Here is a 20,722-nt window from a genome sequence, read left to right on the forward strand (position 1 = left end):
GGGAGATGCCGTCTCAGAGGGCCTTGGCGGCGAAGGTATCGCAGCTTTTCAGCGCGCCGGTCTCGAGCCCGCGCTTGAACCAGCGCACCCGCTGCGCCGAAGAGCCATGGGTGAAGCTGTCGGGCACGGCATAGCCCTGCGCCTGCTGTTGCAGACGGTCGTCGCCGATGGCGGCGGCGGCGCCGAGCGCTTCGTCGACATCGCCGGCTTCGAGCACTTGCCGGGCGCGGTCGGCATGATGGGCCCACACGCCGGAAAAGCAGTCGGCCTGCAGTTCGAGCCGCACCGACAAGGCATTGCCTTCGGCCTCGCTCACCCGCTGGCGCATGGTCTGTACCTTGTCGGAAATGCCGAGCAGGTTCTGGACATGATGGCCGACCTCGTGGGCGATCACGTAGGCCTGGGCGAAATCGCCCGGTGCGCGGAAACGGGTGCGCAATTCGTCGTAGAAAGCCAGGTCGATGTAGACCGTCCGGTCGCCGGGGCAGTAGAACGGCCCCATCGCCGCCTGCCCCATGCCGCAGGCGGTGCGCGTTGCGCCGGTGAACAGCACCAGCTTGGGCTCGACATAGCGCCCGCCGCCCTGCTGGAAGAGGGCATGCCAGGTATCCTCGGTATCGGCCAGCACCATCGACACGAAGCGCGCCTCGGCATCGTTGCCGGGCGGCACCCGTGCCGGGGCCTCGGTCGCCACCGGTGCGCCGGTCAGCGCCGAGTTGAGCACCAGGCTCGGATCGACGCCGAAATACATGGCCACCAGCGCCAGCACGATGGTGCCGATGCCGATCTTGCCGCGCCCCATCCGGATGCCGCTGCGTCCGCCGCCGGCACCGCGGCGGTCTTCCACATTGTCACTCTGCCGCCCGTTGTCGAAGCGCATGGCTCACCTCCTGCGATTGTCCGCATCCGCGGGAATCCGGATTGTGGCACACCCCCTCCGCCAGATCCGGCATCGATCCGCCTGCCGCCGGCCGCTGTTGCATCAATTGACGAAAAAGCCCGCCACCAGGGCGGGCTTTCGGGACTGGAACGGCGTGCCGCTCAGGCCTGGATGGCGTCGAGGCGATCGTGACGGATGGCCTCGTATTCGTCTTCGAAGAAGAACTTGGCTTCGCCGAAGGCGGGCTCCAGGTGGTGCAGCCAGGTCGCCTCGGGGTTGTACTTGGCGAAGAAGGGGCGCTGGATCCAGTCCGGATTGCGGCCCTGGATGAAGCGCAGCACGAAGACCTTTTCGCCATTGATTTCGGTCACGCCCTGGACTTCGACCTTGCCGGGGCTGGCCGACATGGACGGGCCGCGGGCCGTGCGCGCCAGACCCGAGACCTGCTGGATGGCCTCGCGGTAGATCTGCCAGGCGCGCTCGAGCGGCACTTCGAAGTAGCCCCGGGCGCCGGTGTCGCGCTCGACGAACATGTAATACGGCACGATGCCGAGCTTGACCTGCATCTTCCACATCTTGGCCCACACGTCCGGGTCGTCGTTGATATGGGCGATCAGCGGGCCCTGGGCGCGGATCACCGCCCCGGTGCTGCGGATGGCGCGGATCGCCGCACGCGCGGCTTCGGTATCCAGCTCCTTCCAGTGGTTGTAGTGCGCCATCACCGCCACATGCTTGCCCGCCTGCACCATGCGCGTCAGCAGGTCGATGAGCTCGCCGGCGTCTTCGGCGCCGAGGAAGCGGTGCGGCCAGAAGGTCAGCGCCTTGGTGCCGATGCGGATGGTCTGGATATGGGCGAACTCGGGTTCGAGCAGCGGCTCCAGGTAGGCCTTGAGGTGATGGGTCTTCATCACCATCGGATCGCCGCCGGTGAACAGCAGGTCGGTGACCTCGGTGTGCGACTGGAGGTAGTTGTGTAGCGTGCTGGCCTCGGAGGCGGCGATGCGCAGCTCCTTGTCGCCGACGAACTGTGCCCAGCGGAAACAGAAGGTGCAGTAGCTGTGGCAGGTCTGCCCCTGGCTGGGGAAGAACAGCACGGTCTCGCGGTACTTGTGCTGGATGCCGTCGAGGCGGTTGCCCTCGTCGTCGAGCGGCATGTTCATTTCCATCTGATCGGCCGGGTGCGGGTTGAGCGCCAGCCGGATCTCGTTGACCGCGGCATTCAGCGTCGCCTTGTCGGCGCCCTCTTCGAGCAGCTTGGCGATGGTGTCGAAATGCTCGGGCGAGAGCATGCCGCGCTGCGGAAAGGTGAGCTGGAAGATCGGGTCGGCCGGGATGTTGTTCCAGTCGATCAACTCGTCGATCACGTACTGGTTCACCCGAAAGGGCAGTACCGAAGACACCACTTTCATCTCGAAGCGCATCGCTTCGGACAGTTTCTGCAAGGGTTCGATCTTGTCCAGATCGCGCTGTGTATAGACCTTGAAGGGCACCATTTCGTAACCTCCATCGACAGCATGCAGGGGCCACTGGTTCACTACGGTTTCGGCATGTTGAGCCATTGATGGTCTCCTTGAATAGAGCCGCTCGTCTTTCGACGCGCACAGCGGCAGTCCGGCGATGAGGAGCGCCAAGGACGTATTGCCAGAACAGCGGGGCGGCGGCTTGACTTGGTTCCGGCGCGTTGGGGTGGCGCCTACCGCAGCCAACAGAATGCGTCGTGGACGTTCTCCACGCGCATGGATCAGGTTAAGTGTTGAACATGAACGCCCGAATACTATTGCACAAAACATTTTTGCGCAAATCGGCCGCGCCTGGGCTTGTTTCAATTTACGACAGGCACATGGCGACGGCGGTTCCACAGCGGAGTGCGAACCGGCAGAAAAAAGGGGCTCACTTGCGTGAGCCCCGATGCGCCGACAGGCGCTCGCCAGCAGGTGTGGCGAGCCTCCCTCCCTATCGATTCGCGAAACCGGCTTATTCGAATTCGATGATGACTTCGTCCACCGTCAGGCTGGCGCCCGGATGGGCGACAACCTTCTTGACCACGCAGTCCTGCTCGGCCTTGAGGACGTTTTCCATCTTCATGGCCTCAATGACGGCCAGCTTCTCGCCGGCCTTCACCTCCTGGCCCGGCTGCACCGCCACTTCGCGCAGCAGGCCCGGCATCGGCGAGAGCAGGAGCTTGGACAGATCCGGCGGCAGCTTCTCGGGCATGCGCTCGAGCAGGCTGGTGGCCACCTCGGTCATCACCATCGGCTGCACCTGCAGGCCGAAATGGCTGATGTGGTAGCGCAGGCCGCGGCGCTCGATCTGCAGGCACACCGGGGCGCCGTTGACCGAGCCCTTGAACAGCCGGTCGCGGAAGGTCCAGTCGGAGACGATGTCGTAGGTCTTCTCGCCCTGACGGATACGCAGGCCGCCGTCGAGGTCTTCCACCGACACCGGATACTTGTCGGCCCCCATCAACACCACCAGCTCTTTGTTGACGCGCCGGCCATGGCCGGCCATCTGCCCGGAGATCTGCACCGCCCGCTCGATGTAGCGCATGCGGGCAAAGGTGGCCACCGCCGCCAGCAGGCCCGGATCGTCATGCGGCACCATCGAGGCGTCGAAGCCCTGGGGATACTCCTCGGCGATGAAGCCGGTGTTGAAGTTGCCCGAGCAGAAGCGCGGGTGCTCGAGCAGTGCGGCCTGGAAGGGGATGTTGGAACTGATGCCGCGGATCACGAACTCGTTGAGCGCGTCGCGCATCTTGCGGATCGCGTCGGCGCGGTCGGTGCCGTGCACGATCAGCTTGGCGATCATCGAGTCGTAGTACATCGAGATCTCGCCGCCGTCGTACACCCCGGTGTCGACACGCACATCCTCGCGCTCGACCGGCGGCTCGAATTTGACCAGCCGGCCGGTGGAGGGCAAAAAGCCGCGGAAGGGGTCTTCGGCGTTGATGCGGCATTCCATCGACCAGCCGTCGAGCTTGACCTCGTCCTGACCGAAACCCAGCTTCTCGCCGTAGGCCACGCGGATCATCTGCTCGACCAGATCGATGCCGGTGATGTACTCGGTGACCGGATGCTCCACCTGCAGCCGGGTGTTCATCTCCAGGAAGTAGAAGCTCTTGTCGGCGCCGACCACGAACTCGACCGTGCCGGCCGACTCGTACTGCACCGCGCGCGCCAGCGCCACGGCCTGCTCGCCCATGGCGCGGCGCATGTCCGGGTCGACGAAGGGGCTCGGCGCCTCTTCGATGACCTTCTGGTGACGGCGCTGGATCGAGCAGTCGCGCTCGTTCAGGTACACATAGTTGCCGTAGGCGTCGCCGAGCACCTGGATCTCGATATGGCGCGGCTCGAGCACGTATTTTTCGATGAACACGCGGTCGTCGCCGAAGGCGTTCTTGGCTTCATTGACGCAGGAGGTGAAGCCCTCGAAGGCCTCCTTGTCGTTGAAGGCCACGCGCAAACCCTTGCCGCCGCCGCCGGCCGAGGCCTTGATCATCACCGGATAGCCGATGTCCTTGGCGATCTCGACCGCCTGCTCAGGGCCGGAAATGGCGTCGTTGTAGCCGGGGATGGTGTTGACCTTGGCCTCGAGCGCCAGCTTCTTGGACTCGATCTTGTCGCCCATCTTGGCCACCGAGTAGTGCTTGGGGCCGATGAACTTGATGCCTTCCTCTTCCAGCCGACGCGAGAACTCGGCGTTTTCGGACAGGAAACCGTAGCCCGGATGCACCGCTTCGGCACCGGTCTGTTTGCAGGCGGCGATGATCTTGTCGGCCACCAGGTAGGACTGCGCCGAGGGCGCCGGCCCGATGCACACCGCCTCGTCGGCCAGCTCGACGAACAGCGCGCGCTTGTCGGCCTCGGAGTACACGGCCACGGTCTGGATGCCCATGCGGCGGGCGGTCTTGATCACCCGGCAGGCGATTTCACCCCGGTTCGCGATCAGAATTTTCTTGAACATATGTCGATTTCCTCCGGCGCTACGGGCGGCGGGGCCGCCGCGCATCACCCATTCACCAATCACGAATCACCGATTACAAAGGAATGTTGCCGTGCTTGCGCCACGGGTTTTCAAGTTCCTTGTCCTTGAGCATGGCCAGTGACCGGCACACGCGCTTGCGCGTCTCGTGCGGCATGATCACGTCGTCGATGAAGCCGCGCGCGCCTGCCACGAAGGGGTTGGCGAACTTGGCCTTGTACTCGGCTTCGCGTTCGGCGATCTTCTCGGGATTGTTCTTTTCTTCGCGGAAGATGATCTCCACCGCGCCTTTGGGGCCCATCACCGCGATCTCGGCCGTCGGCCAGGCGAAGTTCACATCGCCGCGCAGATGCTTGGAGCTCATCACGTCGTAGGCGCCGCCATAGGCCTTGCGGGTGATGATGGTGACCTTGGGCACGGTGCATTCGGCGTAGGCATAGAGCAGCTTGGCGCCGTGCTTGATGATGCCGCTGTATTCCTGCGCGGTGCCCGGCATGAAGCCCGGCACGTCCACCAGCGTCACCACCGGGATGTTGAAGGCGTCGCAGAAGCGCACGAAGCGCGCCGCCTTGATCGAGCTCTTGATGTCCAGGCAGCCGGCCAGCACCAGCGGCTGGTTGGCGACGATGCCGACCGGCGCGCCTTCCATGCGGCCGAAACCGATGACGATGTTCTTGGCGTAGTCGGGCTGCAGCTCGAAGAAGTCGCCGTCGTCGACCATCTTGGTGATCAGCTCCTTCATGTCGTAGGGCTGATTGGGGTTGTCGGGCACCAGGGTGTCGAGCGACATGTCGAGGCGCTCGGCCGGATCCTGGCACGGCACCACGGGCGGCTTCTCGCGGTTGCTGGCGGGGATGAAACCCATCATGCGGCGGATCACCATCAGCGCTTCGACATCGTTCTCGAAGGCCAGGTCGGCCACGCCGGACTTGGTGGTGTGCGTCACCGCACCGCCGAGCTCCTCGGCGGTCACGTCCTCGTGGGTCACGGTCTTGACCACTTCGGGACCGGTCACGAACATGTAGGACGAATCCTTGACCATGAAGATGAAGTCGGTCATGGCCGGGCTATACACCGCGCCACCGGCGCAGGGGCCCATGATCAGCGAGATCTGCGGCACCACGCCCGAGGCCATCACGTTGCGCTGGAACACGTCGGCATAGCCGCCGAGCGAGGCCACGCCCTCCTGGATGCGGGCGCCGCCCGAATCGTTGAGGCCGATTACCGGGGCGCCAACCTTCATCGCCTGGTCCATCACCTTGCAGATCTTCTCGGCATGCGTCTCGGACAGCGAGCCGCCGAGCACGGTGAAATCCTGCGAGAAGACGAACACCAGCCGGCCGTTGATGGTGCCGTAGCCGATCACCACACCGTCGCCCGGCACCTTTTCGGACGCCATGCCGAAATCGGTGCAGCGGTGCTCCTTGAACATGTCCCACTCTTCGAAGCTGCCGTCGTCGAGCAGCAGATCGATACGCTCGCGCGCCGTCAGCTTGCCTTTGGTGTGTTGGGAGGCGATGCGCTTCTGCCCACCACCGAGGCGGGCCTTCTCACGCTTCTCCTCCAACTGGCGGATGATTTCATGCATAACTCAGGTCTCCTGAAAGGCACTTCTTTGCAGGCGGCGCGCCGATGTTCCGGTCACGCCGCTCAGTGTTCGTTCAAATGGTGCAACAAGCGGTGGGCCGCCGCCGCCGGGGTGGTGTCGCCACGCGCCACCGCCGCCTGCAGGCCGGCCAGCTCGGCGCGCACCCGGGGATGCTCGCGAAAGCCCTGCCGCAGGCCGCTGTCGATCAGCTCCCACATCCAGGCCTCGGCCTGGTGGCGGCGCTTTTCGTCGAATTCGCCGCTGCCGCGCATGGTGTCGCGATAGCGCAGGATCTCGTCCCAGAACTGGGCGATGCCTTCCTTCTTCAGCGCCGACAAGGTCAGCACCGGTGGCACCCAGTTGGGCGAGGTGTGGCGCAGCATGCCCAGCGCGGTCTTGATCTGGCTCTTGGCCACCGCCGCCTGGCGCGGGTCGATGTCGGCCTTGTTGATGACGATCAGGTCGGCCAGCTCCATGATCCCTTTCTTGATCGCTTGCAGGTCGTCGCCGGCATTGGGCAACTGCAGCAGGCAGAAGATGTCGGTCATGCCGGCCACCGCGGTCTCGCTCTGGCCGACGCCGACGGTCTCGACGATCACCACGTCGAAACCAGCCGCCTCGCACACCAGCAGCGTCTCGCGCGTCTTGCCGGCCACGCCGCCGAGACTGCCGGCCGCGGGGCTGGGGCGGATGAAGGCCTCGGTCCGCTGGGACAGCATCTCCATGCGCGTCTTGTCGCCGAGGATGCTGCCGCCGGTCACCGACGAGGACGGATCGACCGCAAGCACCGCCACGCGCAGGCCCTGCTCGATCAGATACAGGCCGAGCGCCTCGATGAAGGTCGACTTGCCCACCCCCGGCACCCCGGAGATCCCCACCCGCATGGCGCCGCCGGTATGCGGCAGTAGGGCCTCGAGCACCCGGCGCGCACGGGCGCGATGATCGGGCCGCAGGGATTCGATCAGGGTGATGGTCTTGGCCAGCGGGCGCAGCTGTCGCGCGATCACACCGTCGACCAGATGCTGGTCGACGGTGTCGAGTTCGGCGGGCGTGTGGGACATGGGCATGGAAAGGCGGGGGTCCTGTCGGGGTGGCCGAAGCCCCCCGGCAGCAGCGCCGCTCAGGCCGCGGCGCGCGCCTGGCGGATCTGCGCCAGCACTTCGCGGGCGGCGGTCTGGATCGGTGTGCCGGGACCGAAAATACCCTTGGCGCCTGCCGAGCGCAAGGCGTCGTAGTCCTGCGCCGGGATCACGCCGCCGACGAAGACGATGATGTCGTCTGCGCCCTGCGCCTTGAGATGTTTGATGATCTCGGGCACCAGCGTCTTGTGGCCGGCCGCCAGGCTGGAGCAGCCCACGGCGTGCACATCGTTCTCCACCGCGTGGCGTGCGGCCTCTTCGGGCGTCTGGAAGAGCGGGCCGATGTCGATATCGAAGCCCAGATCGGCAAAGGCCGAGGCCACCACCTTGGCGCCGCGGTCATGCCCGTCCTGGCCGAGCTTGGCGATCATGATGCGCGGGCGGCGGCCCTCGTCGGCCACGAAGGCCTCGATCTCGGCCTTCAGCGCTTTCCAGTCATCCTGTTCTTCAACCACCTTGGCATACACTCCGGAAACGACTTGCGGATTGGCACGGAAGCGGCCCCACTCGGCCTCGAGTGCATCGGACACCTCGCCCACCGTGGCGCGCAGGCGCACCGCCTTGACGGCCAGATCGAGCAGGTTGCCCTCGCCGGTCCGGGCGCACTCGGTGAGCGCGGCCAGCGCGGCCTCGACGGCCGCCTGATCGCGCGTGGCGCGGATCTTCTTGAGGCGCGCCACCTGCGATTCGCGCACCGCATGGTTGTCGATGTCGAGGATCTCGATCGGGTCTTCCTTGGCCAGCTTGTACTTGTTGACGCCGACGATCACATCCTTGCCCGAGTCGATGCGCGCCTGCTTCTCGGCCGCGCATTCCTCGACCTTCATCTTCGCCCAGCCGGCCTCGACCGCCTTGGTCATGCCGCCCATGGCCTCGATCTCTTCGATCAGCGCCCAGGCCTTGTCGGCCATCTCCTGGGTCAGCGATTCCATCATGTAGGAGCCAGCCCAGGGGTCGACCACGTTGCAGATGTGGGTCTCTTCCTGGATCACGATCTGGGTGTTGCGGGCGATGCGCGCCGAGAACTCGGTGGGCAGCGCGATGGCTTCGTCGAGCGCGTTGGTGTGCAGCGACTGGGTGCCGCCGAACACCGCGGCCATGGCCTCGATGGTGGTGCGCACCACGTTGTTGTATGGATCCTGCTCGGTGAGCGACCAGCCCGAGGTCTGCGAGTGCGTGCGCAGCATCATCGACTTTTCGCTCTTCGGGTTGAACTGCTTCATGATCCGCCACCACAAGAGGCGCGCCGCGCGCATCTTGGCGATCTCGAGGTAGAAGTTCATGCCCACCGCCCAGAAGAAGGACAGGCGGCCGGCGAACTTGTCCACATCCATGCCGCTGGCGATGCCGGTGCGCACATATTCCAGGCCGTCGGCCAGCGTGAAGGCCAGCTCGATGGCCTGGTTCGCGCCCGCTTCCTGGATGTGATAACCGGAGATCGAGATCGAGTTGAACTTCGGCATGTGCTGCGCGGTATAGCCGAAGATGTCGGCGATGATCTTCATCGACGGGGTGGGCGGATAGATATAGGTGTTCCGCACCATGAATTCTTTAAGGATGTCGTTCTGGATCGTGCCCGAGAGCTTGTCCTGGCTCACGCCCTGCTCCTCGGCGGCCACGATGTAGCCGGCCAGGATCGGCAGCACCGCGCCGTTCATGGTCATCGACACCGACACCTTGTCGAGCGGAATGCCGTCGAAGAGGATCTTCATGTCCTCGACCGAATCGATCGCCACGCCGGCCTTGCCGACGTCACCGGTCACACGCGGATTGTCCGAATCGTAGCCGCGGTGGGTGGCCAGATCGAAGGCCACCGACACGCCCTGCCCGCCGGCGGCCAGCGCCTTGCGGTAGAAGGCGTTCGACGCCTCGGCGGTGGAGAAGCCGGCGTACTGGCGGATGGTCCACGGCCGGCCCGCATACATGGTGGCCTGCGGCCCGCGCACGAAGGGCTCGAAGCCCGGCAGCGTGTCGGTGTATTCGAGCCCCGCCACGTCCTCGGCGGTATACAGCGGCTTGACCACGATGCCTTCCGGCGTGACCCAGTTCAGGGCGGCCGGATCGTTGCCCGGCGCCGTCTTGGCCGCGGCCTTGTACCAGTCGTCCAGCGAGAACTTGGGGGTATCGGGCGCCTTCGACATGCTTACCTCTCTGATCAACGGAGCGGGCCCGAACAGGGTCGAGCCCGCGTGTTATCTGTATGGAATCGTGCGGCGACTGCGCCGCCCGCGAAAGACGCGGGCGGCCGTCGGCGCCCTGTACGAGCATCCCTCCCTCTCCGTCGCCGAAGCGACGCCCTCTTTGTGACTGGACGCTGTACAGGATAGTGACCTGCGACGGGCGGATAATACTTTATCCATAATTATGAATGCAAGAGGAACCGGATTCGCGGTATCATGCTACCCGCAACCCGGACGCGCGTTAACCGCCCCCGGCAGCGATCCGCCCGACGGACCGCCGCGCCGCACGCGCCGCGCCCGACCCCATCGTCACCCGTGAGGAGACCGGTTCCGCATGAACGCAACTCGCATTGCACCCATGGCGCTGTACCAGGAAGTGGCCGAACGCCTGCGCGAGCGGATATTCGCCCACGAACTCAAACCGGGCGCCTGGATCGACGAACAAGCCCTGACCGAGCACTACGGCATCTCACGCACGCCCCTGCGCGAAGCGCTCAAGGTGCTGGCCTCGGAGGGGCTGGTCACGCTCAAGCCGCGGCGCGGTTGCTACGTGACCGAGATCTCGGAGCGCGATCTCGACGAGATCTTCACCGTCATGGGCTTGCTCGAAGGCCAGTGCGCGCGCGACGCCACCGTGCAGGCGAACGCGGCCGACCTGAAAGCGCTCGAACGGATCCATGCCGACCTCGAAGCGGCCGCCGCCGGTGGCGACATCAACGGGTTCTTCGAAGCCAACCAGTCCTTCCACCACCAGGTGCAGACGATTGCCGACAATCGCTGGCTGCTGCATGTCATCGACGACCTGCGCAAGGTGATCAAGCTCTCGCGCCATCACTCGCTGTTCAGCGAAGGCCGGCTGGAACAGTCACTGACCGAACACCGCCGCATTCTCAAGGCCATGCTGGCCCGCGACGCCGACGAGGCCGAACTGGCCATGCGCGAACACATCGCCAGCGGCCGCAAGGCGCTGGCGCGCATCGCCGCCGCCCGCACCGAAGCCGCCTGAGCGGCCGGCCGTCAGTACGGCTGGCCGAACTGCAGATAAAAGCGCCACTCGTGGATCTCCGGCGACATGCCGGCCCCCAGGTAGAGCGGCCCGAGCACCGTGTCGGCGCCGACGAACAGCGAGCCTGAGCGGAACGTCCCCGCGTCTGCGCCGGCCGAAGCATAGGCACGCAAACGCGCCCATTCGTAGGTCGCCCCCATATACACGCCGCGCCCCAGCGAGTCCGGCAGCTTGCTGATGCGCCGGTACCAGGCCCCCCGCAGCAAGAACACCTGATCGGCCGTCAGCTCGCCGTAGCGATAGCCCGAGAGCAGGAACGGGCCGCCCAGCGGCGTGCGCGCCACCGCCGGCAGATCGCGGTCCGGGCTGCCGGCGAACAACACGCCGAGCTGGGCGCTATGCGCTTGGTAGGACATCGCCAGCGAGGCGTTGAGCGCGCTCGTGGTGTAGTCCAGATCGCTGCCGAAGCGCGGAAGATGCCGCGCCACCTGGAGCCGGGCCGCGTAGCCGCGCGTGGCGAAGAACGGGCTGTCGAGCCGGTCCAGCGTGGCCGAGGCCTGCAGCGCGCCGTCGTCGATGTCGATGGCCGGATAGAGCGCCTGGCCGGCCAGCACCTCGGCCCGCTGGGTGCCCCGCCGCAGCCCGACCCGCAGCTCGCCCCATTCGCCCATCTCGTAGCCCAGGTCGAGCCCCAGCGTGCGCTCGCGCACCTTGTAGTCGGCCAGCTTCCGGCCCTTGTCGTAGACCGGCGTGGCGCGGCTCTGGAATTCGATCGACGGCGCCACGAACCACGCCGCGTTCAGGCCCAGCGGCTGGTACAACTCGGTGCGCAACCGGTTGGTGGTGCCCAGCTGGACATCGGCATCGAGCCGCGCGCCCCAGCGGTTCAGCCAGCGGCGCGACACGCCGGCATACAGCCCGACCGCGCCGTCGCCCTCGAAGTCGGCCGACAGCCCACCACCGAAGCGCAGGTAGGTCGGCCCCCAGGATTTCTCGGCGGCCTCGATGCGCAGGTCGGCCACGGCCCCGTCGCGCACCAGGCTGTAGCGCAGGCGTTCGAAGTCGCCCGAACTGTAGAGGCCGTCGATATCCCGCTCCAGCGCCTCGCGGTCCAGCGGGCGATCGCGCAAGGCGTCGAGCCGCGCCCGGATCGCTTCGGCCGGCACATACCGCATGCCGTCGACCACCACCTGGCGGATCACCGGCTCGGGCTGCGTCCAGCGTGCCTGGCGCTGCCGCTGCCACAAGGCGAAGCTTTCGGCATCGACACTGAAGCGCGCCAGCACGCCGGCGGCATTGCGCGCCGCCGCCTCGCCCAGCGGAATCGTCTCGAGCACGCGGTCGAAGTCCATCGAGGTGATGCTGCCCAGATCCACCTGCACCAGCGCGTCGTCCGCGCCGAGGCGCGCCAGCTGCTGGGCCACGTTCTGTTCGAGCGCCAGGTTGATGGCCTGCAACACGATGTCGGTGGCCGACTGCAGGCGGTCGCGCGCCATCGGCGGCGTGCCCAGATTCACCGCGATCACGCGCGTGCCGCACAGCCGACGCCCCTCGTCGACCGGCAAGTTGAGCACCAGGCCGCCGTCGACCAGCAACCGCCCGTCCTGCGCGATGGGCAGGAACACGCCGGGCACGGCCATGCTGGCGCGCATCGCCCGCCACAGCGGACCGTCGTCGAGCACCACCAGCTGACCGCTCTCCAGATCGGTGGCCATGGCGCGAAAGGGCAGCGCCAAGGCGTCGAAATTGGGCAGATCGTCGGCCGAACCGATCAGGCGCTGCAGGAAGCGATCCAGCTCCTGCCCGGCAATGGCGCTGTGCGGCAGCAACACCCGGCCGTCGCCATAGCCCATCGACAGCGCGCTGCGGTTGCGCGAGGCGTCTTCCTTTTCGCGAAACGGCTGCCGATCGCGCGGCACGGTGTTGGCGAAGATGGCGTCCCAATCGGCCGAGCGCACCTGGCGCTCCATCGTCGCCAGCGGCACGCCGGCCGCATAGGCGGCGCCGACGATGGCGCCCATGCTGGTGCCGACCACGCAATCAACCGGGATGCGCATCTGCTCCATCACCTTGAGCACGCCGATGTGCGCCACGCCGCGCGCCCCGCCACCCGACAGCACCAGGGCCACCCCGCCCTCGGCCAGCGCCGGCAGGTGGGTGAGCCAGCCGGCAAGCAGGAGAATCAACAGACGGCGCACGGTGAGGCCTTGCAGTCGTAAACAGCCCGCCAGTCTAGCGACGGGGGCGGCAAACAAAAAGCCCCGACGCCGAAGCGCCGGGGCCTTGCGTGCTGCGCCTGCCGGCCGCAGCCGGCAGGGTCGATCAATGGGCGGCGGCGGTCGCCGCGCCGACACCCGTCTGGGCGCGCACATACTGGTCGCCGAAGGCCTGGCGCTCGGCATCGGCCTCGGCGCTGCGGTCGAGCATCGACACGACAAACGCCGCCAGGAAAGCCACCGGCATGGAGAACAGCGCCGGCTGGGTGTAGGGGAAGATCGGCTCAGCATAGCCGAACACCGCCACCCACACCGACTTGGACAGCACCACCAGCGTCACCGCGCTCAGCAGGCCGAGGTAGCCGCCGGCCAGCGCGCCGCGCGTGGTCAGGCCTTTCCAGTACATCGACAGGATCAGCACCGGGAAGTTGGCCGAAGCGGCCACGCCGAAGGCCAGCGCCACCATGAAGGCCACGTTCATCTTCTCGAAGGCCAGGCCCAGCACCACGGCGACCAGACCGAGGCCGATGGTGGCGAACTTGGACACGCGCAGCTCGGCGCTTTCGCTGGCCGTGCCTTTCTTGATCACCCGCGAGTAGATGTCGTGCGAGATGGCCGACGCACCGGCCAGCGCCAGCCCGGCGACCACCGCCAGGATGGTGGCGAAGGCCACCGCCGACAGGAAGCCGAGCAGCAGGTCGCCGCCCACGGCCTTGGCCAGGTGCATGGCGACCATGTTGCCGCCGCCGATGATCTTGCCGCCGATCTGCCCCTCTTCGAAGAACTCGGGGTTCTGGCCGACGATGATCACCGCCGCCAGGCCCATCAGCGCCACCACGTTGAAGAAGTAGGCGACGATGCCCGAGGCGAACAGCACCGACTTGCGCGCCTCCTTGGCATCGGTCACGGTGAAGAAGCGCATCAGGATATGCGGCAGGCCGGCGGTGCCGAACATCAGCCCGAGGCCGAGCGAAATCGCGGTGATCGGCTCGGCCAGCAGGTTGCCCGGCGCGAACAGCTTGGCGCCCAGCGTGTGCACCGACATGGCGCGCGCGCTCAGTTCTTCGAAGCTGAAGCCGAACTGGGAGAGCGCCAGCACCACCACCACGGTGCCGCCAAACAGCAGCATGCAGGCCTTGATGATCTGAACCCAGGTGGTCGCCACCATGCCGCCGAAGGTCACATAGACCATCATCAGCGCACCGACCAGCACCAGCGCGATGCCGTAGTCGAGGCCGAACAGCAGCTTGATCAGCTGGCCGGCGCCGACCATCTGCGCCACCAGGTAGAAGCACACCACGATCAGCGAGCTGACCGCCGCCATGGTGCGCACCTTGCCCTGGTTGAGGCGGTAGGAGGTGATGTCGGCAAAGGTGAACTTGCCCAGGTTGCGCAGACGCTCGGCCATCAGGAACAGGATCACCGGCCAACCAACGAAGAAGGCGATCATGTAGATGTAGGCATCGACGCCCTGGGTGTACATCATCGCCGTGAGGCCCAGCAGCGTGGCGGCCGACATGTAGTCGCCGGCGATCGCCAGGCCGTTCTGGAAGCCGGTGATGCCGCCGCCGGCGGTGTAGAAGTCGGCGGTCGACTTGGTGCGGCTGGCCGCCCAGTAGGTGATCCCCAGCGTCAGCAGCACGAACACCACGAACATGCCGATAGCGTTGAGGTTGATGGCCTGCTTGGTGGTCTGCGAAATGGCGTCGCTGGCGATGGCCGAGGTCGCCAACAGGCTGGTCGCCGCCAGGGCGAGGCGGGCAAGAAGAGTCGGACGCATCATTTCCCCTCCTCCCAGGCCGCAGCCACGATCTGCTTGTTCAGCGCATCGAATTCGCCGTTGGCCCGCCGCACATAGATCAGCGTCAGCACCCAGAAGACAATGAACTGGAACAGGCCGGCAAGGATGCCGACCGTCACGTGGCTACCCGAAAAGGGCTGCATCGCCACCAGATCGGGGGCGAAGGCCACGGCCATCACGAAGCCATAGAAGACGACGAACACGATCGCCGACAGGAACCAGACAAAGCGCCCGCGACGCTTGACGAGTTCCGTGAACTGCGGATTGTTGCGTATGCGGGCATACACCGAACTGGACATGAGGCCCTCCCTCATCATGATGCTACGGTTGTCGAATATTGATTTTGTGCGCGCAACCGCCCCCGCCTCTGCGGTGGGCAGTCGGCGCGGGTATCTTATATGATCTACATGTTTCCATACTCATTGGTATGGAAAAAATATTGCATCGCACGCATCGATAAACCCGTGAAATAAAGGAATACATCCAATTTATGCCTCACCGCACCACGCTTTACGGAGATCAATGCCATGCCCGGCACGATACGGCTCGAGATCAATGACGGCTTCGCCACCATCACGCTCGACAACCCCGACCGGCTCAACGCCATCGACTCGCACATGTGGCGCCAGCTGCATGCGCATCTGGCCGCGGTGGACGCCGAGCCCGGCCTGCGCTGCGTGATCCTGCGCGGCGCCGGCCACCAGGCCTTTGCCGCCGGCGGCGACATCGAGGAATTCCTCACCGTGCGCGCCACGGTCGACGACGCCCTGCACTACCACGACACCCTGGTCGCCTCGGCGCTGGACGCCATCCGCCACTGCCCGATCCCCACCGTGACCGCCATCCAGGGCGCCTGCATCGGCGGCGGGCTGGAGATCGCCGGCTGTTGCGACATCCGCATCGCCGGACGCAGCGCGCGCTTCGGCGCACCGATCAACCGGCTGGGCTTTTCGATATATCCGGGCGAGATGGCCGGCCTGCTCGCGCTGGTCGGCCCGGCCGTGCTGCTCGAAATCCTGCTCGAAGGGCGCATCCTGGGCGCCGACGAGGCACTGGCCAAGGGCCTGCTGAGCCGGGTGGTCGAGGACGATCAGGTCATCGACGAGGCGCTCGCCACCGCCCGGCGCATCGGCGCCGGTGCGCCGCTCGTCGCCCGCGCCCACAAGCAGTGGGTGCACCGGTTGATGACCGGCGCGCCGCTGACCGATGCCGAAAAGCGCGACGCCTTCGCCTTTCTCGACACCGCCGACTACGCCGAGGGTATGCAGGCCTTTCTCGCCAAACGCGCCCCCCGCTTCGACGGCCGCTGAACGGTGCGCGGCGCGATATGCCGAAAGGACTAGTTTTTGGCCTCACCGAGCGCCACGTGAGTTAACGCGCCTGCAGAACACTGGACATCCTCACCCCAACGGAGCGATGTTCCATGACTGCAAAGCACGCCCTACTGGCGGCGGCGCTGGCCTTCGCCGGCACGCAGGCCGCCCTCGCGGCCGCCCCCAGCTATGACGGCCACCTCACCAGCGGCAGCTTCGCCGGCACCGTGGCCGCCGAAAGCGGCCCGTGGTCGGATGGCGCCAACTGGTCGCTGTGGACCTTCAACGCCGACTTCCTCGCCGAGGTGTCGATCACCGTCACCCCCACCAACGCCGACCTCGATCCCTACATCGCGGTGTGGTACGGCACCGAGAGCGACACCGCCAACTACTTCGACATGGGCTCGGACGCGCTGTCCTCGCTGTTCATCGCCGGCGCCGACGGCCTGAACCCGTGGAGCGCCGACGGCGCCGGCGAACCGGCCGCGCTGTCCTTCACCAACACCTACGGCAGCGGCCCCTTCGTGCTCGCCATCGCCGACTACGCCGACGGCCTCGGCAGCGGCCAACTCGCCTACACCATCGCCGCCAGCGTCCCCGAACCCGAAACCTACGCCATGTTCCTGGCCGGTCTCGGCCTGAGCGCCGCACTACGCCTGCGTCGCCGCACCTGACCCCCGCCCCCCAACCCCAAAAACACTGGAGAGAACAATGAGCCTGCGTCATGACGACCATCTCGACATCTTCCGCGAACTGACCCAGGGCGAGTCCGCCGGCCACATGGACCCGCACTGGAGCTTCAGCCGCCGCGGCTTCCTCAAGAGCAGCGTGGCCGGCAGCGCCGCACTGGCAATGCCTTTCGCCGCGCTGTCCGGCAAGGCCAACGCGGTATCGCTGCCCTACAGCCCCGACTACGGCCCGCTCGCCCCGGTGGCCGACGAAGCCACCGGCCTGCCGCTGCTGCAACTGCCCGCCGGCTTCAAATACTGGTCCTTCGGCTGGACTGGCGACATCATGTCCGACGGGCGCCCGACCCCGGCCGTGCACGACGGTATGGCGGTGGTCGCCTCCGATGCCAACAAGATCGTGCTGGTACGCAACCACGAGCAAGGCGGCACCAGCGGCTCCTTCGCCTCGCCCAAGGTGACCTACGATGCGGCCTGTGACGGCGGCACCACCACCCTGATGTTCGCGCCACGCCTCGAGCAGTGGGTCGGTGCCTACGCCTCGATCAGCGGCACCATCCGCAACTGCGCCGGCGGCCCGACGCCGTGGAATTCCTGGATCACCTGCGAGGAGACCAGCAACGGCACGCACACCGGCAGCGCCTACACCAAGCAGCACGGCTACTGCTTCGACGTGCCCGCCGTCGGCGCCGCCCGTCCGGTGCCGCTCACCGACATGGGCTGCTTCAGCCATGAAGCGGTCGCCGTCGATCCGGTCACCGGCATCATCTACGAGACCGAAGACAGCACCCCGTCGGGCTTCTACCGCTTCATCCCCAACATGCCGGGCAACCCGGCCGCCGGCGGCCGCCTGCAGATGATGCGCCTGGCCGCCGCCCACAACGCCAGCATCACCCTCCTCGGAACCAGCTACGGCTACTTCAACACCGGTGCCGCCGGCATGGTCGCCGGGATGAGCTGGGATGTGGACTGGGTGGACATCGACGAGCCCAACAAGCCCTTCGTCTCCGGCACCAGCTACGGTGGCGTGCGCGCCCAGGGCCTGGTCCAGGGCGCCTCCAGCATCGTGCGCGGCGAAGGCTGCTGGTACGGCAACGGCGTGATCTATGTGTGCTCGACCAGCGGCGGCAGCGCCCGCCAGGGCCAGATCTTCGCCTACGATCCGCGCCGCGAGACCTTTACGCTGGTGTTCGAATCGAGCGGGGCGAGCGTGGTCAACAACCCCGACAACATCGCCTGGAGCCCGCGCGGCAGCCTAATCCTGTGCGAGGACGGCAGCCGCAGCCCGCAGATGCTGCATGGCCTGACGCTGGACGGCACGGTCTTTCCGTTCTGCGCCAACAACATGAACTTCAGCGCCTCGGGCATGGGCAGCTACACCCGCCCCTCCGGCCGCGTGTTCGGCAACAACTACACCGGCAGCGAAGTGGCCGGCGCCACCTTCCACAACGAGTGGTTGTTCTTCAACATCCAGTCGCCTGGCGTGACCTTTGCGGTCACCGGCCCCTGGGACAACGGCGCGCTCTAAGCCGGCCCGTCACGCAAGGCCCCGCCTGCCCGGGCGGGGCCTTGTCTCATCCAAACACGCTGTGCAGCATCTTCACGCACAACAGAATCAGCACGCCGGCGAAGACCTTCTTCAGCGTCGCCACCGGCAGACGATGCGCCAGCTGCACACCCAGCGGCGCAGTGAAGGTACTCACCAGCGTGATCAGCACCAGCGCCGGCAGGTAGATGAAGCCGGCGGTATAGGCCGGCGTGCCCTCGGTGCCCCAGCCGTTGATCACGTAGCCGGCCGTGCCGGCCAGCGCAATCGGCAGGCCGATGGCCGCGGAGGTGCCGATGGCGTTCTGGATCTTGAGGTTGCACCAGGTCATGAAAGGCACCGACAGGGAGCCGCCGCCGATCGCCACCAGCGCCGAGACGCCACCGATCCCGAGCCCCACGCCGGTCATGCCCAAGGGCCCGGGCAGCGCCCGGCTCGGCTTGGGCTTGATGTTGAGCAGCATCTGGGTCGACACATAGGCCATGAAGCAGGCAAAGAAGATGGCCAGCGGCCGGGAGGCCACGTGCGAGGCAATGAAGGTCGCGCCGAAGGTGCCCGCCAGGATGCCCGGCGTGATCGCCCGCACCACGTCCCAGCGCACCGCGCGATGCCGATGATGCGCCCGCAGGCTGGCCACCGAGGTCATCACGATGCCGGCCATCGAAGTGCCCAGCGCCATGTGCACGATCTTGTCGGCGGGGAAACCCTGGGCCACAAACAGGCTGGTCAGCACCGGCACCATGATGCCGCCGCCGCCCACCCCGAGCAGCCCGGCAAAAAAGCCGACGAAGGCCCCGAGCACGGGGTAGGACAACCACCATAGCTCAAAGCTCATCAGGATCCAGTTCCAGCATCGTTGTCAGGATGAAACGCCATTCGTCGGGATCGACCGGGGTGATCGACAAGCGGTTGGCCGGCGCCAGCACCCGCATGTTCGCCAGCGCCGGCTGCGCCCGCAACTCGGGCAGCGGGATCAGGCGCGTCTTGCGCACGAAGCGCACATCCACATTGAACCAGCGCGGCCGCTCGGGCGCCGACTTCGGATCGAAGAAGCGGCTCGCCGCATCGAACTGGGTGGCATCCGGGTAGGCCGGCGAGGCCACGCGCGCGATCCCCGCGATGCCCGGCGCCGGGCAGCTCGAATGATAGAAGAACACCAGATCGCCCACGGCCATCTGGTGCATCATGAAATTGCGCGCCTGGTAGTTGCGCACCCCATACCAGGCCACGGTCTGATCCGGCATCGCCGCCAGATCGTCGATCGAACAATCGTCCGGCTCGGATTTCATCAGCCAGTAACGCATGTCAGGCGCCTCCTCGTCAGCGCGCTACTTTACCAGCGCGCCGCTTGAACCGATGCCTTCAAGCCACTACAGTGCGCCGATGCGCCGCTTTCTCCCCCTGCTCGCCGCGCTGCTGCTCGGCGCCTGCGCCCATCCGCCCATCGCCCCCGCACCGCAGCTGTGCCTGAGCAGCGACGGCCTGCTGCGCCATTTGCCCGGCACGCAGCTGACCGTGTCGTGGATGCACTCGATCGAAAAAATCCGCTGGGAAGAAGACTGGCAGCTCGACGACGGTCAGCTGGTTCTGGTCGAAGCGCGGGTGCGCGGCTCCGGCGCCGGCATGGAGCCGGCCCCCGGCGCACGCCTGATCGACGGCGTGTGGCACTACCGGGTGCCGCGCCGCGAAGACCGGCTGGCACTGACCCACTCGCCCTTCACCGCCGGCTACACCCTGTGCGCCGCCGGCCAGTGCCGCCCGCTGGTGGACTGGCTACCGGGCCTGCCCGAGATTGCCTGGGTGGATGTTCGCGCCTGTGCGCCGGCCGTGAACAAATAAAAAGGGTGTGGCCAATGCCACACCCTTTTGAAGAGGTCCCCCGCAGTGCCGACCCGACCGGGCATCCTGAACCGAGGGTTCAGGTGGTCGCGTACCCGACGCTTCAGGTGCATCCGGCTTTGGGATGCGCACAACGGCTATCTTAACGGCTCGCAACCATGTCGCTAGACATTGGTTCAAGGAATCTACGGCCGACGCGAACACCGCAGGGGATTGATCTTGCTGTGCGCCCAAAAGGCACTCGGGACGCTCAGAACAGCTTTTCCTGCTGCGCCAGGACATCGTCCAAGCGCGAATTCATGGCCTCGATTCTACGCTTCATCCCCGGCATGTCAAACCCGCCGGAGCGCTGAAACTGGAGGTATTCATGGGCGATATTCAGGGCCGTCATGACCGCCAGTTTTTCGCCCGTTGCACCGGTTTTTCCACCGAGCTCGGAGAGCTTTCCCTCGAGTACCTGTACCGCGGCTTCCAGCCCCGCGCGCTCCTCCGGCTGGCAACCCACCCGGTATTCCTTGCCCAATAGAACGATGTCCAGGGTATCCATATG

17 protein-coding genes and 1 other RNA gene are annotated in these 20,722 nt (G+C 66.3%); 5 read left to right on the forward strand and 13 right to left on the reverse strand.

Annotation, left to right across the window (positions count from 1 at the left end):
* Window positions 1-13: 13 nt before the first annotated feature.
* From ypfJ to scpA, 6 genes are all read right to left on the reverse strand, one after another.
* Window positions 14-880, reverse strand: a complete 867-nt coding sequence (ypfJ, locus tag I8J34_RS07670) for a KPN_02809 family neutral zinc metallopeptidase (RefSeq protein ID WP_214360808.1) — start codon at window positions 878-880, stop codon at window positions 14-16.
* A gap of 161 nt (window positions 881-1,041) precedes the next feature.
* On the reverse strand, window positions 1,042-2,373 hold the full coding sequence (locus tag I8J34_RS07675) for a KamA family radical SAM protein (RefSeq protein ID WP_370661882.1): 1,332 nt from the start codon (window positions 2,371-2,373) through the stop codon (window positions 1,042-1,044).
* Window positions 2,374-2,854: 481 nt separating this feature from the next.
* Window positions 2,855-4,840, reverse strand: coding sequence for an acetyl-CoA carboxylase biotin carboxylase subunit (gene accC / locus I8J34_RS07680; protein ID WP_214360810.1), 1,986 nt, complete (start codon window positions 4,838-4,840; stop codon window positions 2,855-2,857).
* 73 nt (window positions 4,841-4,913) lie between these two features.
* Window positions 4,914-6,446: an acyl-CoA carboxylase subunit beta gene (locus I8J34_RS07685; protein WP_214360811.1), complete on the reverse strand. Its 1,533-nt coding sequence runs from the start codon at window positions 6,444-6,446 to the stop codon at window positions 4,914-4,916.
* A 62-nt stretch (window positions 6,447-6,508) separates the two neighbouring features.
* A complete protein-coding gene (gene meaB / locus I8J34_RS07690; RefSeq protein WP_230411752.1) occupies window positions 6,509-7,507 on the reverse strand; it encodes a methylmalonyl Co-A mutase-associated GTPase MeaB in 999 nt (332 codons plus the stop codon).
* A gap of 59 nt (window positions 7,508-7,566) precedes the next feature.
* Window positions 7,567-9,726, reverse strand: a complete 2,160-nt coding sequence (gene scpA, locus I8J34_RS07695) for a methylmalonyl-CoA mutase (protein ID WP_214360813.1) — start codon at window positions 9,724-9,726, stop codon at window positions 7,567-7,569.
* A 373-nt stretch (window positions 9,727-10,099) separates the two neighbouring features.
* Between scpA and I8J34_RS07700 the strand changes: the two genes are divergently transcribed.
* A complete protein-coding gene (locus tag I8J34_RS07700; protein ID WP_214360814.1) occupies window positions 10,100-10,771 on the forward strand; it encodes a GntR family transcriptional regulator in 672 nt (223 codons plus the stop codon).
* Window positions 10,772-10,782: 11 nt separating this feature from the next.
* Here I8J34_RS07700 and I8J34_RS07705 read toward each other — a convergent pair whose 3' ends face one another.
* The 3 genes from I8J34_RS07705 to I8J34_RS07715 all read right to left on the reverse strand — a co-directional run bounded on the left by I8J34_RS07705 (window position 10,783) and on the right by I8J34_RS07715 (window position 15,087).
* Window positions 10,783-12,969: a patatin-like phospholipase family protein gene (locus I8J34_RS07705; protein WP_230411745.1), complete on the reverse strand. Its 2,187-nt coding sequence runs from the start codon at window positions 12,967-12,969 to the stop codon at window positions 10,783-10,785.
* Window positions 12,970-13,093: 124 nt separating this feature from the next.
* On the reverse strand, window positions 13,094-14,767 hold the full coding sequence (locus I8J34_RS07710; protein WP_214360874.1) for a cation acetate symporter: 1,674 nt from the start codon (window positions 14,765-14,767) through the stop codon (window positions 13,094-13,096).
* Window positions 14,767-15,087: a DUF485 domain-containing protein gene (locus I8J34_RS07715; RefSeq protein WP_214360816.1), complete on the reverse strand. Its 321-nt coding sequence runs from the start codon at window positions 15,085-15,087 to the stop codon at window positions 14,767-14,769. The genes I8J34_RS07710 and I8J34_RS07715 overlap by 1 nt, the downstream gene beginning before the upstream one ends.
* A 228-nt stretch (window positions 15,088-15,315) precedes the next feature.
* Between I8J34_RS07715 and I8J34_RS07720 the strand changes: the two genes are divergently transcribed.
* The 3 genes from I8J34_RS07720 to I8J34_RS07730 all read left to right on the forward strand — a co-directional run bounded on the left by I8J34_RS07720 (window position 15,316) and on the right by I8J34_RS07730 (window position 18,315).
* Window positions 15,316-16,098 (forward strand): enoyl-CoA hydratase/isomerase family protein, encoded by a 783-nt coding sequence (locus I8J34_RS07720; protein WP_214360817.1) that lies wholly within the window; start codon window positions 15,316-15,318, stop codon window positions 16,096-16,098.
* Window positions 16,099-16,211: 113 nt separating this feature from the next.
* On the forward strand, window positions 16,212-16,775 hold the full coding sequence (locus I8J34_RS24945; protein WP_214360818.1) for a PEP-CTERM sorting domain-containing protein: 564 nt from the start codon (window positions 16,212-16,214) through the stop codon (window positions 16,773-16,775).
* Window positions 16,776-16,812: 37 nt separating this feature from the next.
* Window positions 16,813-18,315 carry an alkaline phosphatase PhoX gene (locus I8J34_RS07730; protein WP_214360819.1) on the forward strand — a complete coding sequence of 501 codons (1,503 nt, stop codon included), beginning with the start codon at window positions 16,813-16,815 and terminating at the stop codon, window positions 18,313-18,315.
* A gap of 46 nt (window positions 18,316-18,361) precedes the next feature.
* On the opposite strand, the gene I8J34_RS07735 is transcribed toward I8J34_RS07730, so the two are convergent.
* Both I8J34_RS07735 and I8J34_RS07740 read right to left on the reverse strand, forming a co-directional pair.
* Window positions 18,362-19,168 carry a sulfite exporter TauE/SafE family protein gene (locus I8J34_RS07735; protein ID WP_214360820.1) on the reverse strand — a complete coding sequence of 269 codons (807 nt, stop codon included), beginning with the start codon at window positions 19,166-19,168 and terminating at the stop codon, window positions 18,362-18,364.
* Window positions 19,158-19,637 (reverse strand): EVE domain-containing protein, encoded by a 480-nt coding sequence (locus I8J34_RS07740; RefSeq protein ID WP_214360821.1) that lies wholly within the window; start codon window positions 19,635-19,637, stop codon window positions 19,158-19,160. The genes I8J34_RS07735 and I8J34_RS07740 overlap by 11 nt, the downstream gene beginning before the upstream one ends.
* Window positions 19,638-19,716: 79 nt before the next feature.
* Here I8J34_RS07740 and I8J34_RS07745 point away from each other — a divergent pair, with 79 nt between their 5' ends.
* A complete protein-coding gene (locus tag I8J34_RS07745; protein WP_214360822.1) occupies window positions 19,717-20,172 on the forward strand; it encodes a DUF1850 domain-containing protein in 456 nt (151 codons plus the stop codon).
* 33 nt (window positions 20,173-20,205) lie between these two features.
* Here the strand turns inward: I8J34_RS07745 and ssrS are convergent.
* Both ssrS and I8J34_RS07755 read right to left on the reverse strand, forming a co-directional pair.
* A non-coding RNA gene (gene ssrS / locus I8J34_RS07750) (6S RNA) lies at window positions 20,206-20,387 on the reverse strand.
* Between the two features lie 35 nt (window positions 20,388-20,422).
* The gene (locus I8J34_RS07755) at window positions 20,423-20,719 is read right to left on the reverse strand and encodes a cell division protein ZapA (RefSeq protein WP_214360823.1); all 297 of its coding nucleotides are present in this window, start codon (window positions 20,717-20,719) and stop codon (window positions 20,423-20,425) included.
* Between the last annotated feature and the right edge of the window lie 3 nt (window positions 20,720-20,722).

This window comes from Denitromonas iodatirespirans (assembly GCF_018524365.1).
Taxonomy (GTDB): domain Bacteria; phylum Pseudomonadota; class Gammaproteobacteria; order Burkholderiales; family Rhodocyclaceae; genus Nitrogeniibacter; species Nitrogeniibacter iodatirespirans.